This window comes from Pseudoalteromonas sp. 1_2015MBL_MicDiv (assembly GCF_002407505.1).
GTDB classification, from domain to species: domain Bacteria; phylum Pseudomonadota; class Gammaproteobacteria; order Enterobacterales; family Alteromonadaceae; genus Pseudoalteromonas; species Pseudoalteromonas fuliginea.
Genome location: NZ_CP012737.1, coordinates 735266 through 751854, shown reverse-complemented (window position 1 = coordinate 751854; position 16589 = coordinate 735266). Strand labels below are relative to the sequence as shown.

The following is a 16589-nucleotide window of genomic DNA, read 5'->3' as shown; positions in this document are numbered from 1 at the left end:
ATAAAATGAACAAAATAATAACGATTACTTTTACTACTGTTTTAGCACTACTAAGTACAGTCACAAATGCAGCATCGCATAGCAAGTCGATTTACATAAACCAATACGATACCAACAATGACGGCAATGTGCACTTAGCTGAATTTGACAATGCCCGACAAAATAACTTTAACAACACTGACGAAAATAAGGATGGCGCAGTAAGCGAAAACGAATATGTTTTTGAATACCAAGACCGTATGGATAAACAACTTACCCTTGATAGGTTAGTGCAAGTTAAACAAACCACAGTACGCTTCAAAGCACTCGATAAAAATGAAAATGCTAAAATGGAATGGCAAGAATACCAAGCATCTGGTGTACGGAGTTTTACAAAATATGATGTAAATAAAGACGGCACAATTAACGACCTAGATCCTGAGCCAAAAAGAAAAACAGAAAAGAAAACGGTTGAAAAAACTGAGCAGCAATTAGCACAAGAAAAACAAAACAAATTAAACAGAGCAAAACGCCTACTTCGTATGCCAACAACGCACGATCGGAAAGGTTTTTTTATTAAATACGACCTAAATCAAGATAACATTATTACCCAAGAAGAATTTAACCAACGCCGCCGACAAGACTTTGATCGTGCCGACGAAGATGCTAATAATTGGCTAACAGAGCAAGAGTATATTTTTGAATATGAAAACCGTTTAGATAAAAAGATAGCCAGTACACGCAAAGCTGCATTAAAACAAACACACATTCGTTTTAATGTTTTAGATAAAGATGAAGATGGTGCAATGACCTTTGCTGAATACCAGCTGTCAGGGCATCGTAGTTTTACACGTTGGGATACTGACAAAGACGGTATCGTCAACAACCTAGATCCAGCGCCTAAAAAAAATGAATATGTGAGCAACAATAAAACGGCAAAATCATCAAACACTAATTACTGAATATTAAACGCCTCCCTGCCAATAAATTTACAGGCAGGGAGAACAATATTGAATTAAGGAATGTTGATAAATCATGTTAAAAAAAATATTCGGTGCTGCTTTATTACTTATTTTTAACACACAGCCAGCTCTTGCAATGGTAAATGCCCATTACGATAATGTATTAGGTACATCAATGGATATAAGCATTGCAGGTGTACCTCAACTGCAAGCCGAAAAAGCGATAGGTAGTACATTAAATGAAATAACACGCTTAGAAGGGATTCTTTCAACGTGGCAAAAAGAGAGCCAGATTAGCTTGCTAAACAAATTAGGAAGTAAACAAAACCTTCCTAGTGAATTAATTGAAATTGTTGAATTATGTGAAAAATGGCATGCCGCTTCGCATAAAAAATTCAGTTGCAAAATGGGCAAATTAAAAGAGCTTTGGTTAGCCGCTGAACGCACTGATAGCGTACCAGATAGGATTGCCGTACGTTATAAAGCTCGCGACATCCAACGCTCAACCATTAACATTGATGCTGTAAAAAGCAGTGTAATATTAGATGAAAAAATAGCACTTGATCCTGCGGGGTTAGCAAAAGGGTTTATTATTGACTTAGCTTATGCGCATTTGCATTCGTTATTGCCTGATGCAACGGGATTAAAATTAGATATTGGCGGTGATGCATATTATTGGGGAAAACCAAATAATAATGCTAAATGGCATGTTGCAATAGCCGATCCGACAAATCTAAACGATGCTCAATCAGCAGCGCCATATTATGTGAATTTATCAAATATGGCCATTGCATCAAGTAGTCACCATAGTCGCTTTAGACAGATTCAAAGAAGAAAATTTAGTCATATTTTAGATCCACAAGATGGCTGGCCAATGGACTATGCGCCATCTGCAACGGTTATAGCTAAAGACGCCGTCACTGCAGATGCCATCGCAACGGCATTAAGCACTCAATCAATATCACAAGGAATAGATTGGGTTAATCAACTAGAAAATGTTGAAGCATTAATAGTATCGCCTCAAGGTTTAAAAGTGGCATCAGCTGGATGGCATACTTTTGTAGGCTCTGAAACTGAAGCCATTGATGAGCTTTCTGCGAACTCACTGCAAATAGAATATCAAATACCTAATTTACAAGTAGCTAAATATGAAAAACCTTATGTTGCTATTTGGATAAGCGATCGCCAAAACCGTAGTGTTTATAATTTACTATTACTGGGTGAAAGTAATCGATGGGCTAAAGAAAACAGTCGTTGGTGGCGACGTGTCGGTCGTAAAAATCCAGATTTATTAGATGGTATAGCTCGTCCAACTCGCCGACCAGGAGAATATAAAGTTCTTTGGAGTGGCCTAAATAACAATGGTGAATTTGATAGAAAAGCTAAATACTATCTAAATATAGAAGCGGCAAGAGAAGGTGGAGGCCACAACTATAAACGGATTGAATTTGAGTTTAACCCTCATACTGAATCAGCCTCACTACCTAAAAAATTAGTCATTCCTGCTAAAGGTGAACTGGGAATTGTAAGCATAACTTATAAAACAACAAATAATAATCGCCTCTAACGCTCACTCATTTAAAGGTATTATGAAAAAATAAATATGTAAATCGCAATCATTTGCTTTTGCATTTAAATTAACATTAAATTAGGGATCATCATGAAATATAAAAAATCCATTTTAACCAGTGCAATAACCATTGCACTTAGTGGGCAAGCTTTCGGACAGACCATACAAACACTAGAAAAAACGGTTGTTAAATCTCAAAGCATTGAGCGTGATGCGGTAGTAGAAGTACTGAGTAGTGAAGAATTAGCACTTCGCCAAGTTGATAACTTTGAAGATTTAGTAAAATTAGTACCTGGTGTATCTGTATCAAAAGGTGATGATCGCTGGGGTGCAAGTGGCTTTAATATTAGAGGATTAGATGAAGACCGAGTTGCTATTAATGTTGATGGCGTGCCACAGGGCGAAACACTAAAGTACGAAAGCGGACAAGCTTACGGATATTTTAAAGGTTCACGTAATGGTGTCGATATTGAAGCACTAAAATCAGTTGAAATTGTTAAAGGTGCTGATGCTATTTTATCGGGTAACGGTTCGCTTGCTGGTGCCGTTAATATGACAACGAAAGATCCTGACGATTTTCTTTCTTATCAAGGCGATGACTCAGGTTTTGCCATAAAAGCAGGCTACAGTGGTGAAAATAGCGAAACAATGACCTCACTCACTGCGGCTAATAGAACTGGTGCTCTAGAATCACTCATTATTTATACCTATCGCGATGGTAATGAATTTGAAAACTATGATATGAATGGCGCTGATATAGAAGGCTCTGCCAGAGAAATTCCTGACCCTCAAGATACTAAGTTAAATAGTGTACTAGCTAAGCTTATTTATGAAATTAGTCCTGACAATGAAATTGGATTTGTTGGTACTTATTATAAAACAAAAGTAATTACTGATACGCAATCATTTAATGGGGGTTGGTATTCAAACCGAGTAGGCAACGATATAAGTAAAACAACCCGAGTTGGTGTTTTTCATAAATACGAAGGTGAAACAGCTCTTTTTGATAAAATAACCACTGCATTAAATAAACAAAGTATCGACTTTGCGGCTAATACGAGCCAACACGCTAGATTTGGTTTTGGTGGTGGAATAACTACCGATGAAGACCGTGTTGATACACGTGCTTTTAATCAAGACCTATTCCAAGTAACAGTTGATCTAGAGAAGTCATTTAAGTTTGCGCAACAAAAACATAAATTAGTTTATGGTGCTGAAATATTAAATAAAGACTATGAAAACTCACAAGTACGAAAGTCTAACAGCATTTTAAACGACAAGGGTTGGGTAGAATCAAGCAGCCAAGCTTTGATCCCAAAATCAGAAGCCGACATTTATACTTTATACGCCTTAGATACGTTTAATCTTGGAAAAACGACTCAGGCGCGTCTTGGCGCACGATATGACCACTATACATATAATGCTAAAGCAGATGAAAACTATTCAGATGAATCAGGAACATTAGGAGAAATTTCGTTCTCTATGGCAACATGGACAGCTGGCATTGAACAAGCACTCAATGATTCATTTAGTATTGAAATGGGTGTATCAACTGGCTTCAGAGCACCTACCATTGAAGATATGTACACAACAAGTGGCACTCTCGATGATTGGAATGAAGTTCCCAATGCCGATCTAAAAGCGGAATACAGCACTAACTATGACGTTGCATTAGTTGGTGAGTTTTCTAAAGGTAGTTTTCGTTTAGGTACTTTTTTCAGTAAGTATAAAGACTTTATTGATAGCGAAAAACGCCAAGGCATAAATACTAATACGGGTGAAACAGACCCTGATGGATTTTTTGTCAACTTTAATTCAGATACCGTTGAAATTAAAGGTATTGAGTTCTCGGCCGACCTTAACCTAAGCCGCACATTTGATTTAACACCCGGTTTAAAAACGCGTGTACAAGCGGCTTATACAAGTGGTGAAAATAGCGAAGATACGCCTATCTACTCTATTCAGCCGTTTAATTTAACGTGGGGAATAAGCTACGACCAGCCTGAAGGTAATTGGGGCGTTCACACATATGCTTCTTACACTGCAGGTAAAGAAGATAAAGACTCCTTTACAATCGATGAAAATGGCGAAAAAACATACCCTCTTTATTCTAGTAATGCAGCAACAATTATTGACCTAACTGGGTATTACAATATTACTGAGTCTTTACGCTTGGTTGCAGGCGTATACAACGTAACAGATAAAGAATATTACCGTTGGGATAGTGTCCGCTTTGTTGACCAAGGTGATATGAGACCTGGGATCGGAGTGACTGATAACGGCATTAAACGCTACAGCGAAGCAGGCCGTAATTTAGGTGTAAATGTAAGTTATAAATTTTAAAGGTACACAAAATAATTAATATTTAGGCCGAGTTATGACTATAACTCGGCTTTTTTCCTTCTAGCCAAGATAAATAGTGCTTAAACAAAAAGCACGTTAGAAATAGCAGACAAATTAACTTACAATTAAAAGTAGTGAGTATTTTAATTGTAAGTAGTTATTAAATTTATGCAAAGTGCGCGTTTTATTCCCTTTAGAAAGCAAGATATTGTTGATATGTGTAGCGAAGAGCTTAGAAGCAGTACACAAAAAACATCGTTTAAACAATTTTGCGATTTACTAGCAAGCCTTATTCATTACGATTACCACGCAACACTTGAATCACTTAAAAACAACTACGCACCGTTTGATCCCAATAGTGACACGCGATCATTAGCGCCAGTATCGGAGGATCAAAAAGCGCAGTGCCAACGAGATTTTGCTAAAGATTTTGCTAAGGTACTTAATGCAGCTAACTTTGAAGTGATCACCAATGAAGACTTACAAGATGCATTAAACGAAGAGTCACTATTTAAAGTGCGCCTTGAGGTTGAATTTGATGACTTTGAAGAAGTGGTTTTTTATCGCCGTGGCGAGTCGCAACTCACTGAAACCATAACCAGCTTTTGGGGCCTTCGTAAAAAACCGCTGCACTTTACTAATTACGACCGAGTAGCCGTGTTTATTCGCTTTAAAGATAGTGCTTATTTTGAAGCTAAAAATAAAACGCCTTTAGGGTTTGAGCCAAGTTCGACCATAGTTAAGCTGTTTCAAAATGTGCCAAAGGCCGATCTCGAAATGCTATTTCCTAACAGTGAAGTACGCATGCGCCCTATTGATAAAGCAATTATTGGCTCATCGGCTTTAATTGGCGGTGCGGTGGTACTTATAACTAAGCTTGGTGCATCAATTTTATTATTGCTTGCTCTGTTTGCTTTTTGGGGTGGCTTTAGAAGTGAAGCTGTCGAAATGACGCAACAACACTTTATTACCTTTGCTATTGGCATGGGGGTATTTGGCAGCTTTATTTTTAAAGAATGGAGTAAGTTTAAAAACCGTAAAATTAAATTTATGAAAGCACTTAGCGATAACCTCTACTTTAAAAACCTTGATAACAACGCCGGTGTTTTTCACACCCTTATAGACGCCGCCGAAGAAGAAGATATAAAAGAAGCGCTGCTTGCGTATACGTTTTTACTAAAATCAGAAAGCGGCTTAACCGCCCAAACGCTTGATGAACAAATAGAGCATTGGTTTAAAAGCAAATACCAGTGCGATCTTGATTTTGAAATTAGCGACGCACTTGAAAAGCTGGTGCGTATGCGTTTGGTAACGTGCACTAGTGATGTGTATAGCGCAATAAATTTAGAGCACGCAAAAACTATTTTGGATGGGCGTTGGGATAATCTGTTTCAATATAATTAATGTCGTATTTTTGCTAAATAATACCCAAATAAAAAAGCAGCTGTAAGTACAGCTGCTTTTTTTATTACATTATCAATAGCTAGTATTTAAGCTAATTCAGCTTCTGCTTTTTTAGTAAATTTAGAATGTACTAACTTATAAAGCGCGGGCAAAATTAACAGTGTTAGTAATGTTGATGAAATAATCCCGCCAACCACTACTGTCGCGAGAGGTTTTTGCATTTCAGAACCCGTTCCCGAATTAAGCGCCATAGGTATAAAGCCTAAACTTGCCACCAGCGCAGTCATCAGTACTGGGCGCAGGCGCTGTAATGCACCGCTGTGAATTGCTTCAAACAAACTTAAACCATCGCTTCGTAACTGCTTAATAAACGACAGCATAACTACGCCGTTTAATACCGCTACACCGCTTAGGGCAATAAAGCCGACACCTGCTGATATTGAAAGCGGCATATCGCGCAGCAATAACGCAAGCACACCCCCCGTTAATGCCAGTGGCACACCACTAAATATAATCAATGAATCACGAAGCGATCCAAAGGCGCTATACAGTAAGCCAAATATAAGCAGTAAAGTGACCGGCACAACCAACGACAATCGCTTACTTGCCGATTGTAGCTGCTCAAACGTGCCGCCGTATTCAAGCCAATAGCCACTTGGTAAGTTAAGTGATTCATTCATGCTCGCTTGCGCATCACTTACAAAGCTTGCTAAATCGCGCCCCTCTACATTGGCAGTTACCACGACGTTGCGCTTACCACTTTCGCGGTTTATTTGATTAGGCCCTTTATCAATACTAATATTTGCTACTTCGCCAAGCGGTACAAATGCAAGGTCGGGGTTAGCACTTTTAGGCACGGCCACTGGCAAACGCGCAAGCTGTGATACATCGCTTGACCAACGTTCATCTAAACGCACTAATAACGAAAAACGTTTATCGCCCTCGTAAATTAGTCCGGTTTGCACACCACCAACAGCGGCGGCAAGTGTTTGTTGAATATCGTTTACGCTTAAACCCAATAACGCCATGTGGTCGCGCATTGGTGTTACCGAAAGTGTTGGCAATCCTTCCATTTGCTCCAAACGTACATCGGTAGCGCCTGCAATATTACGCATTAGCCCTGTGGCTTTTTCGCCAAACTCTTTAAGTACGCTTAAGTCGTCACCATAAATACGCAGTGCCACATCGGCGCGCACGCCAGCAATTAACTCGTTAAAGCGCATTTCTATTGGTTGTGTAAATTCGTAATTATTACCAGGTACATCGTTAACACGGGTACGAATTTGCTGAACCAATTCTGCTTTAGTGAGTGCTGGATTAGGCCACTCTTCTTGCGGTTTAAGTATTAAAAAAGTATCGGCAACATTGGGCGGCATAGGATCGCTTGCTACATCAGCAGTACCAATTTTTGAAAATACGTTAGCAACCTCAGGCTGATCTAATATGGCTTGCTCAAGTTCTTTTTGCATTTGCACAGATTGCTCAATACCGGTGCCAGTAATGCGCAGCGCGTGCATAGCAATATCACCCTCATCAAGTTTCGGTAAAAATTCTGCGCCCATGTTTTTAACTTTAAAACCAAGCACTAATACTAATGCAGTGGCAATACCCACCATCAGCCACGGTAATTTAAGCGATATACCAAGTAATGGCTTATACACTTTTTTAACGCCGCGCATGACTGCGTTTTCGGTTTCATCAACCTTACCGCGAACAAACACTGCAATAGCAGCCGGTACAAAGGTAACGCCAAATATAAGCGCGCCAATTAACGCCACAACTACAGTAAATGCCATTGGCTGAAACATTTTGCCTTCAACGCCGCTTAGTGCAAATAAAGGTAAATAAACTAGCATAATAATAACAATGCCAAATACAGCCGGTGTAAATACTTCTTTGGTGGCTGCGGTCACTACATTTAAACGCTCGTTTAAGGTAAGTAGCCTGCCATGTTTATGCTGAGCCATACCTAATTGGCGCAGGCAGTTTTCAACTACAATTACAGCACCATCAACAATTAAACCAAAATCGATTGCGCCTAGGCTCATTAGGTTACCCGATACGCGATTACCCACCATACCTGTAACGGCAAACAACATACTCAACGGAATAACCATTGCCGTAATAAGCGCGCCCGTTACATTACCCAGCAGTAATAGCAAAATTACTATCACTAAAACGGCACCTTCAAATAAGTTGGTTTGCACGGTTGCTATGGTTTTATCAACAAGAGTTGTACGGTCGTAAACCGCTTCAACAATAACGCCAGCGGGTAAGCTTTTTTGCACATCAACTAACTTATCAGCCATCGCTTTTGCCACTACGCGGCTGTTTTCGCCAATTAGCATCATGGCGGTGCCGAGCACGGTTTCCTCGCCGTTATAAGTGGCCGCGCCAGTTCTAAGCTCTTTGCCTAAAAGCACGTTAGCCACATCTTTAATGCGTACAGGTGCATCGTCGCGCTTAGCTATAACGGTATTGGCTATGTCATCAATGGTTTTTAACTGCCCTGGTGAGCGTACTAAATATTGCCCATCAAAACGCTCAATATAGCCTGCGCCTCGGTTACTGTTATTAACCTCAAGTGCACTAATTACATCGCTAATAGTAAGCTTATAGGCAATGAGTTTTTCGGGCACTGGCGCTACTTGATATTGACGCTCAAAACCACCTTGGCTGTTTATTTCGGTTACGCCTTTTACTTTTAAAAGCTGCGGACGAATAACCCAATCTTGCAAAGTACGTAAGTCTTCGGCGTTGTAGGCAGTGCCATCTTCTTTTAACGCATTAGGCGCGGCGTGCACACTATAAGTAAATATTTCGCCTAAACCACTGGCAATAGGACCCAAGTTTGGCTCTACGTTATTAGGTAAGTCGGATCGAATACTTTGAATGCGCTCACCAATTTGCTGACGCGCCCAATAAATATCGGTGCCTTCATCAAAAATAACCGTTACTTGCGAAAGCCCATAACGCGAAAGCGAACGGGTGTAATCAAGCTTAGGTATGCCCGCCATGGCGGTTTCTACCAAATAAGTAATGCGTTGCTCTACCTCTAATGGCGTAAAACCCTGCGCTTTGCTATTAATTTGCACTTGTACGTTTGTTATATCGGGTACTGCGTCTACCGCTAAATTTTGAATGTTGTATACACCAAATCCAGCAAATAAAAATGTAAGCGCAAGCACCAGCATGCGGCGTTTAACCGCAAAAGAAACTATCCAATTAATCATGGTGCCTCCTAGTGAGCGTGGCTTGCGCCGCTTTTTAAAATATCAGCTTTAATGACATAACTATTGTCTGTTACGTATTCGCTACCTGCGTTTAAGCCTGTAAGTACTTCTACCCACTCGCTATTTTTTGCACCTAAGGTAACGGGGCGCACTTCAAATACATTATTTTTACGAACAAACACACTGGGTTGACCGTTAAATTCTTGAATTGCTTGTGGCTTTACACGCACGCTGGCATTTATTTTAGCCACACTTACATCGCTATTTATATGCATGCCTGGGCGCCAATGCCCGTCTGGGTTATTAAGCTCTATACGGGCACGCGCTATGTGCCCGCCAGTCATCATTGGGGCTATAAAAAACACTTTGCCTTGCGTATTTAAATGATGATGCAAGTCGTACACTTTAGCGCTTTGACCAATGGCTAGTTTTTCAATGTTTTCAGGAAAAGCCGACAGCTCAACCCACACTTTATCAAGGTTAACTACCTGCATAAGTGCGCTGGTGCTTGCAAGCTCGCCACGCTTTAAGTATTGCTCGGTTACAACACCGCTAATCGGACTTTTAATGGGGTAATTTTGCAGTGTTTCACGGTTGGTTACGCTGGCAAGTACCTCGCCTTTTTTAACGTTTTGACCAATGCTTACAAAAATATCACTGATCAATCCGGCATACGGCGCCATTACTTCTACCGTGCCGTGTTGTGTTGGAGCAATAACGCCAAAAAGCGTATCGGTAATATCCACTTCACCACTTTGCGCTATCTCGGTTTTAATGCCTGCGCGTTCAATAGCTCGCTCTGTTAGTGTAGTTTGCCCTTCGTGTTTGTCGTATTCATAGCTAATGCTCTCGCCTTTATAATTAGCAGTAACGGCAAGTGCAAACGAATGTGGTTCGTTAATTGATTGCGTACTAACAAGATAGTCGCCCTCAGCTGCAAACTGTATATTTTGCGGCGCTTCAACTAAGCGCTTTAAACTCATTGTTATGTTTAAGTCGTTTATATTAATCGGCTGATTTTGTTTATAGCCGTATACACGTAGCTCAACATTACCTGCAAATTTTTGCAATTTAAGCTCAAGTGTTAATTTAGAGTCAGTTAATAAAAAGCCGCCGTGTGGACCTTGCTTTTGCTCGTGTTGCTCTGTTTCTTTATGACCTGACTCGCCATGCTCAGCAGAGGCAAATACATCTGTGCTTACAAAGCTGCTGGCAAACGAAAGTGATACTAGTAATGCGATTATATTTTTATTCATGATTGATGAGTCTCAATTAAAGATTGGCCTGTTAAACGCTCAAGAGTAAGTAGCACTTGGTACAGCTCTGCGTGAGTTGTAATTAGTGTGCGTTTAGAATCAAAAAGTGCTTGTTGAGCATCAAGTAATTGCAACACCGAAGTTTGCCCGCGTTGATAACTTTTTAAGCTTTGCTCAATCAATGTTTGTGCCTGAGGAATAATTTGATCAGATAATAGCTTTGCCTGATTAGCTCGACCTTGATAATAAGCGTACAAAGTACGTACTTGCTGGCGTAACTGGATGCGCAATTGCCCTTGCTGCTCATTTAAAAGCATGAGCTGACTATTTGCAGCTGCAATATTTCCGCTATTTGAATTACTTAATTGCAGTGGCATAGAAAACGAAAACACTAATGAGCTGGAGTCGCTTTGTTGGTTATAGCGCACGCCTCCCCCTATATTAATATCGGTTTGTCCGTTTGCTTTTTGCAGTGTTAAGTTAGCTGTTTGCTGTAAATATTGCTGCTGTAATAATGCAAATTCAGGGGCTTGGTTAACCGCATCTAAAAGTGCTTGCGCTGATTTAAGCGCAGTAATTGCATTAATATTGCCAGCAAAAGTATTGTAGGGTTGCTCCTCACTCCACAGCTCGTTAAGCGATAAACTTGCTCGCTCAAATTCACTATTAAGCATGGCTTTATCAAGCTCTACTTGGCTAAGTGCATAACGCATGCGCGTTACATCAGCTTGCGACGCAGCACCCGCATTGGCTCTTTGTTCAATCGCTTTAAGCGCCTGGGTAACTACCTGTTTACGTTCACTATTTAAACTTAATAATGTTTGAAATTTAAGCCCTTGATAGTATCGCTCAGCAGTGGTTGCCAATAACACTAAACGGGTATTTTGATACTGTATTGCTTGGGCTTTTATATTGGCGGTTGCGTAATTAATACGACTTTGGCGCTTATCGCCCAGCTCTATTAGTTGGCTAAGCCCAAGTGTTATTTCAGCGCCTTGAATGCCACGCGCCTTGTTAGTACCCAGTAAGTTTTCGGCTTCAACATTCAATACAGGATTAGGCGAAAGAGCTGCTTGAGTTTTAAGCGCACTCAATATTTTTTGATGATAAGGGTAGCGTTTTAATACCGGGTTTTGTTGTTCGGTATTACTCAGCGCTTGCTTAAGGGTTAATGTTTTAACATTCGCCAAAGTACTAAAAGCAGGTAACGCGCACATTAGCGCCACCAGTATAATTGGTTTTTTATTCATATAGCGTGTCCGTTTTTTAATAAACAGAGTTAACTTAATCACTACGCCTACTTTAAAAACAAGCGCGATCAAGTAACCTAAATATGCATATAACTAGCCTAATAGCGCATAAACGCAGGCTCTAATATACAAAGTATTTAAAGTTAGAAACTAGCTATAAAAATTTGGTGGCGGTACATCTGGCGGGTAATTTAACCCGTTATAGCACGCAGGCGAAGTTGCTTTACTTTGCTCAGGGCTTATTGAATGGCTAGAGGTGCTGTTATAGCCACAATGGCAATGTTGGTGAGCATGAATCTCGGTAGTTGATGTTTTATCGCTTTGGTTATCATCGGCTATGGAGTCGCCTTGCGATAACGAACTGGTTACGTGATCAACATCTTCTTGTAAATGATACGCAGCGCCATCACAGCTAATGAAGCTGTGTACAAGCACTAATAATATCACTATTAAAAAACGGTTTGAGCGCATTACCTACCTAAAACTCTAAAATGCAATTTAAGAAATCGCACAATACCTTAAATTTATTCAAATGTAGAGAGCCGCTAACGTTATTTTCTAAATTCGCTTGGCGACACACCTACCGACTTCTTAAAACGTTTGGAAAAATTAAAAATATTAGAGTACCCCACATAATTTGCCACATGCGATATTGGCCAAGCCGTGTTTAACAATAAGTTTTTAGCTCGCTCAATGCGTAAATAAATAAGTTGTTGTATTGGGCTTTTACCAAATTGCGCTTGGCATAACCGATGTAAATGCGGCGATGAGTAATGCACATGTTCGCACATTGCCTCTATTGTCCAATCAAACTGCAAGCGCTTGTCTACCTCTTCAAACAAACTAATTAAACGGTTATGCGCCGCACCTTGTGAGTTATTTTGCAGCGTAGCATTTAAGTAATGACTTAAAATAGGCGTTACGCTTTCGCGTAAATTAGCATTGGGCTCGCTGTATAAAAGCTCCATAGCAAGGTGTAACGGCTCAAGTTTTTGCTCGGTTAATACCAATGCTTGCGCTAAATTTAAATGCTGCCAACGTTTAGTATTTGCAAGGTTTAACCAAATAACATCCCAATGATCAGCATCAATTTTCACTTCAAAGCTTTGCTTTGCTGGTAGCACAATAAGTGTATTGGCATTAAGTGTGTACTGCTCATTTTGTGTTGTTAATTTACCCTGCCCTGCAAGCGTATAAAAAAGTGTGTGTTCTAGCGGTGCTGAGCGTGCTACGCAATAACGACCCGATAGGTTTGAGCAACCCGCAAGTGCTATTTCAAGGTTTGGCATTTGCGCGAGCGTTTGCGAATCAATAAAGCGCTCTGTGCAGTGCGGGCCAATATCGAGTATGTCTTTAATGTTATAGCGCATAATTACAATGATAGTTTTGGACAAGCAAAGGAGAGCTTTAAGCATAACCCCTGCGATTATTTTTAGCTATATTTAGCACATTATAATTGCCCGCTTATGCAATAGGATAAACATGACTTCTTTACAGCACATAATTAATCGCCGCGATTGGGAAAACCCAATTTCAGTACAAGTTAATCAAGTAAAAGCGCACAGCCCACTCAATGGTTTTAAAAGCGTTGAACATGCCCGTACTAACACACAATCGCAAAAACAAAGTTTAAATGGGCAATGGGACTTTAAATTATTTGATAAACCCGAAGCGGTTGATGAGTCATTGCTAAGTGAAACACTAAACAGCGACTGGCAAAGCATTACAGTGCCTTCTAACTGGCAATTACACGGCTTTGATAAACCTATTTACTGTAATGTTAAGTACCCATTTGCAGTTAACCCGCCTTTTGTACCAAGCGACAACCCTACAGGCTGTTACCGCACTGAATTTAATATAAGCGAAAGTAAGCTAACTCAACGTAATCATATTATTTTTGAAGGCGTTAACTCGGCGTTTCACCTGTGGTGTAACGGACAATGGGTGGGTTATTCACAAGATAGCCGTTTACCGAGCGAGTTTGATTTAAGCGAACTATTAGTTGCAGGCACTAACCGTATTGCCGTTATGGTTATTCGTTGGAGCGATGGCAGTTATTTAGAAGATCAGGACATGTGGTGGCTAAGCGGTATTTTTCGCGATGTTAACTTACTTACAAAACCACAAAACAAAATACGTGATGTGTTTATAACCCCCGATTTAGACGCTTGCTATCGCGATGCAACGCTACAGATAAAAACGGCGATTAATGCGCCAAATAACTATCAAATAGCAGTGCAAGTTTTTGATGGCGAACAGGCGCTATGTGAGCCACAAATTCAAAGTACTAACAATAAACGTGTTGATGAAAAAGGTGGCTGGAGCGATGTTGTATTTCAAACAATTGATATACAAAGCCCTAAAAAATGGACCGCCGAAACCCCGTACTTATACCGCTGCGTTGTGAGTCTGCTTGATGATCAAGGCAATACTATAGACGCAGAAGCCTACAACATTGGCTTTAGAAAAGTAGAAATGCTGAACGGGCAGCTTTGCTTAAACGGCAAACCGCTACTTATTCGCGGTGTTAACCGCCACGAACACCACCCAGAAAACGGCCATACAGTTACTACCGCCGATATGATTGAAGATATTAAGCTGATGAAGCAAAATAACTTTAATGCCGTGCGTACTGCTCATTACCCTAACCACCCTCGTTTTTACGAACTATGTGACGAGCTAGGTTTATACGTAGTTGATGAAGCAAATATAGAAACCCATGGCATGTTTCCTATGGGGCGTTTAGCTAGCGATCCGCAGTGGGCTGGTGCATTTATGTCGCGTTATACACAAATGGTTGAGCGCGATAAAAACCACACCTCAATTATTATTTGGTCACTAGGAAACGAATGCGGACACGGCGCAAATCATGATGCCATGTACGGCTGGTCAAAAAGCTTTGACCCCTCTCGCCCAGTGCAATACGAAGGCGGCGGCGCAAATACAACGGCTACCGACATTATTTGCCCTATGTATGCCCGTGTAGATACACATGTTGCCGATGACGCCGTACCAAAATATTCAATAAAAAAATGGCTAAGCCTACCGGGTGAAACGCGCCCGCTTATTTTATGTGAGTACGCCCATGCAATGGGTAACAGCCTAGGTAGCTTTGACGACTACTGGCAAGCATTTAGAGAATACCCTCGCCTACAAGGCGGCTTTATTTGGGATTGGGTAGACCAAGGTTTATCTAAAACTGACGAAAACGGTGAGCATTATTGGGCTTACGGTGGCGATTTTGGTGATGAGCTAAATGACCGCCAATTTTGTATAAACGGGTTATTATTTCCAGACCGTACGCCGCACCCTAGCCTGTTTGAAGCTAAATACAGCCAACAGCATTTACAATTTACATTGCGCGAGCAAACTAAAAATCAATACACTATTGATGTATTTAGCGATTACGTATTTAGACACACAGATAACGAAAAGCTCGTTTGGCAGTTAATGCAAAATGGCATCTGTGTTGAACAAGGCGAGCAAATTATTAATATTGCTCCGCAAAGTACGCACACGTTAACAATTAAAACTAAAACAGCGTTTGAGCAAGGTGCGCAATATTACCTTAATTTAGATGTAGCACTAATTAACGACTCACACTTTGCAAATGCTAATCACGTTATGGATTCAGAGCAGTTTAAGCTTATAAATAGTAACAATTTAAGCAGTAAGTCATTTACATCAACTACAGAGCAAAACGCTATAAGTGTTAGAGAAACCGACTCTCAACTAAGTATTGAAAACGATAAATTTAAACTTATTTTTAGCAAGCAATCAGGGCTTATAGAGCAGTGGTTACAAAACGATACTCAGGTTATTAGTAGCCCACTGGTTGATAACTTTTATCGTGCCCCACTTGATAACGACATTGGTGTAAGCGAAGTAGACAACCTAGACCCTAATGCATGGGAGGCTCGTTGGTTACGTGCAGGTATAGGGCAATGGCAGCGCACATGTAGCTCAATTCACGCCGTGAAATCAAGTGTTGATGTACGTATTACTTGTGTATTTAAGTACGAGTTTAATGGCGTGCTACAGGCTCAAACACAGTGGCTATATACACTAAATAATACCGGTAAGATTAGCTTAAATATTGATGTGCACTTAAACGATACACTTCCGCCAATGCCGCGCATAGGGCTAAGTACAACGCTTAACAAACAAAGCGATACAAAAGTAAACTGGCTAGGTTTAGGGCCTTTTGAAAACTACCCAGATCGCAAAGCCGCAGCTCGTTTAGGTTATTACAGCTTGAGCTTAAATGAGCTACATACACCGTATATATTCCCAACTGATAATGGCCTGCGTAGCGATTGCCAATTACTGCGTATTAATAACTTAACTGTGACTGGCGCGTTTTTGTTTGCCGCCAGCGAGTATTCGCAAAGTATGTTAACGCAAGCGAAACACACTAACGAACTCATTGCTGATGATTGCGTACATGTACACATTGATCATCAACATATGGGGGTTGGTGGCGATGATTCATGGAGCCCAAGTACCCATAAAGAATATTTACTCGAACAAAAACAGTACAGCTATTCTTTAACATTATCTGCTAAATAATTTAAACAAAAATAGCGGCCAAA

10 protein-coding genes are annotated in these 16589 nt (G+C 40.4%); 5 read left to right on the top strand and 5 right to left on the bottom strand.

What is annotated here, in order from left to right; translation table 11 throughout:
• Positions 1-5: 5 nt before the first annotated feature.
• The 4 genes from AOR04_RS03315 to AOR04_RS03300 all read left to right on the top strand — a co-directional run bounded on the left by AOR04_RS03315 (position 6) and on the right by AOR04_RS03300 (position 6258).
• Positions 6-941 (top strand): hypothetical protein, encoded by a 936-nt coding sequence (locus tag AOR04_RS03315; protein ID WP_096792537.1) that lies wholly within the window; start codon positions 6-8, stop codon positions 939-941.
• 73 nt (positions 942-1014) lie between these two features.
• Positions 1015-2508 carry a DUF2271 domain-containing protein gene (locus tag AOR04_RS03310; RefSeq protein WP_096792536.1) on the top strand — a complete coding sequence of 498 codons (1494 nt, stop codon included), beginning with the start codon at positions 1015-1017 and terminating at the stop codon, positions 2506-2508.
• A 93-nt stretch (positions 2509-2601) separates the two neighbouring features.
• Positions 2602-4854, top strand: coding sequence for a TonB-dependent hemoglobin/transferrin/lactoferrin family receptor (locus tag AOR04_RS03305; protein WP_007378237.1), 2253 nt, complete (start codon positions 2602-2604; stop codon positions 4852-4854).
• A 168-nt stretch (positions 4855-5022) separates the two neighbouring features.
• Positions 5023-6258: a TMEM143 family protein gene (locus AOR04_RS03300; protein WP_096792535.1), complete on the top strand. Its 1236-nt coding sequence runs from the start codon at positions 5023-5025 to the stop codon at positions 6256-6258.
• 86 nt (positions 6259-6344) lie between these two features.
• On the opposite strand, the gene AOR04_RS03295 is transcribed toward AOR04_RS03300, so the two are convergent.
• The 5 genes from AOR04_RS03295 to AOR04_RS03275 form a co-directional block, all read right to left on the bottom strand.
• Positions 6345-9491, bottom strand: coding sequence for an efflux RND transporter permease subunit (locus AOR04_RS03295; protein WP_096792534.1), 3147 nt, complete (start codon positions 9489-9491; stop codon positions 6345-6347).
• Positions 9492-9499: 8 nt separating this feature from the next.
• Positions 9500-10747 carry an efflux RND transporter periplasmic adaptor subunit gene (locus AOR04_RS03290; RefSeq protein WP_096792533.1) on the bottom strand — a complete coding sequence of 416 codons (1248 nt, stop codon included), beginning with the start codon at positions 10745-10747 and terminating at the stop codon, positions 9500-9502.
• Positions 10744-11997 carry a TolC family protein gene (locus AOR04_RS03285; RefSeq protein WP_096794078.1) on the bottom strand — a complete coding sequence of 418 codons (1254 nt, stop codon included), beginning with the start codon at positions 11995-11997 and terminating at the stop codon, positions 10744-10746. The genes AOR04_RS03290 and AOR04_RS03285 overlap by 4 nt, the downstream gene beginning before the upstream one ends.
• A 150-nt stretch (positions 11998-12147) precedes the next feature.
• Positions 12148-12468 (bottom strand): hypothetical protein, encoded by a 321-nt coding sequence (locus tag AOR04_RS03280; RefSeq protein ID WP_033028709.1) that lies wholly within the window; start codon positions 12466-12468, stop codon positions 12148-12150.
• 80 nt (positions 12469-12548) lie between these two features.
• Positions 12549-13367, bottom strand: a complete 819-nt coding sequence (locus AOR04_RS03275) for an AraC family transcriptional regulator (protein ID WP_096792532.1) — start codon at positions 13365-13367, stop codon at positions 12549-12551.
• A gap of 112 nt (positions 13368-13479) precedes the next feature.
• Between AOR04_RS03275 and AOR04_RS03270 the strand changes: the two genes are divergently transcribed.
• Positions 13480-16566 carry a beta-galactosidase gene (locus tag AOR04_RS03270; protein ID WP_096792531.1) on the top strand — a complete coding sequence of 1029 codons (3087 nt, stop codon included), beginning with the start codon at positions 13480-13482 and terminating at the stop codon, positions 16564-16566.
• Positions 16567-16589 lie beyond the last annotated feature (23 nt).

Excerpts from the sequence above, each read along its gene's own strand:
- AOR04_RS03315 (WP_096792537.1), top strand. The coding sequence starts at position 6 with ATGAACAAAATAATAACGATTACTTTTACTACTGTTTTAGCACTACTA.
- AOR04_RS03310 (WP_096792536.1), top strand. The coding sequence starts at position 1,015 with ATGTTAAAAAAAATATTCGGTGCTGCTTTATTACTTATTTTTAACACA.
- AOR04_RS03305 (WP_007378237.1), top strand. The coding sequence starts at position 2,602 with ATGAAATATAAAAAATCCATTTTAACCAGTGCAATAACCATTGCACTT.
- AOR04_RS03300 (WP_096792535.1), top strand. The coding sequence starts at position 5,023 with ATGCAAAGTGCGCGTTTTATTCCCTTTAGAAAGCAAGATATTGTTGAT.
- AOR04_RS03295 (WP_096792534.1), bottom strand. The coding sequence starts at position 9,491 with ATGATTAATTGGATAGTTTCTTTTGCGGTTAAACGCCGCATGCTGGTG.
- AOR04_RS03290 (WP_096792533.1), bottom strand. The coding sequence starts at position 10,747 with ATGAATAAAAATATAATCGCATTACTAGTATCACTTTCGTTTGCCAGC.
- AOR04_RS03285 (WP_096794078.1), bottom strand. The coding sequence starts at position 11,997 with ATGAATAAAAAACCAATTATACTGGTGGCGCTAATGTGCGCGTTACCT.
- AOR04_RS03280 (WP_033028709.1), bottom strand. The coding sequence starts at position 12,468 with ATGCGCTCAAACCGTTTTTTAATAGTGATATTATTAGTGCTTGTACAC.
- AOR04_RS03275 (WP_096792532.1), bottom strand. The coding sequence starts at position 13,367 with ATGCGCTATAACATTAAAGACATACTCGATATTGGCCCGCACTGCACA.
- AOR04_RS03270 (WP_096792531.1), top strand. The coding sequence starts at position 13,480 with ATGACTTCTTTACAGCACATAATTAATCGCCGCGATTGGGAAAACCCA.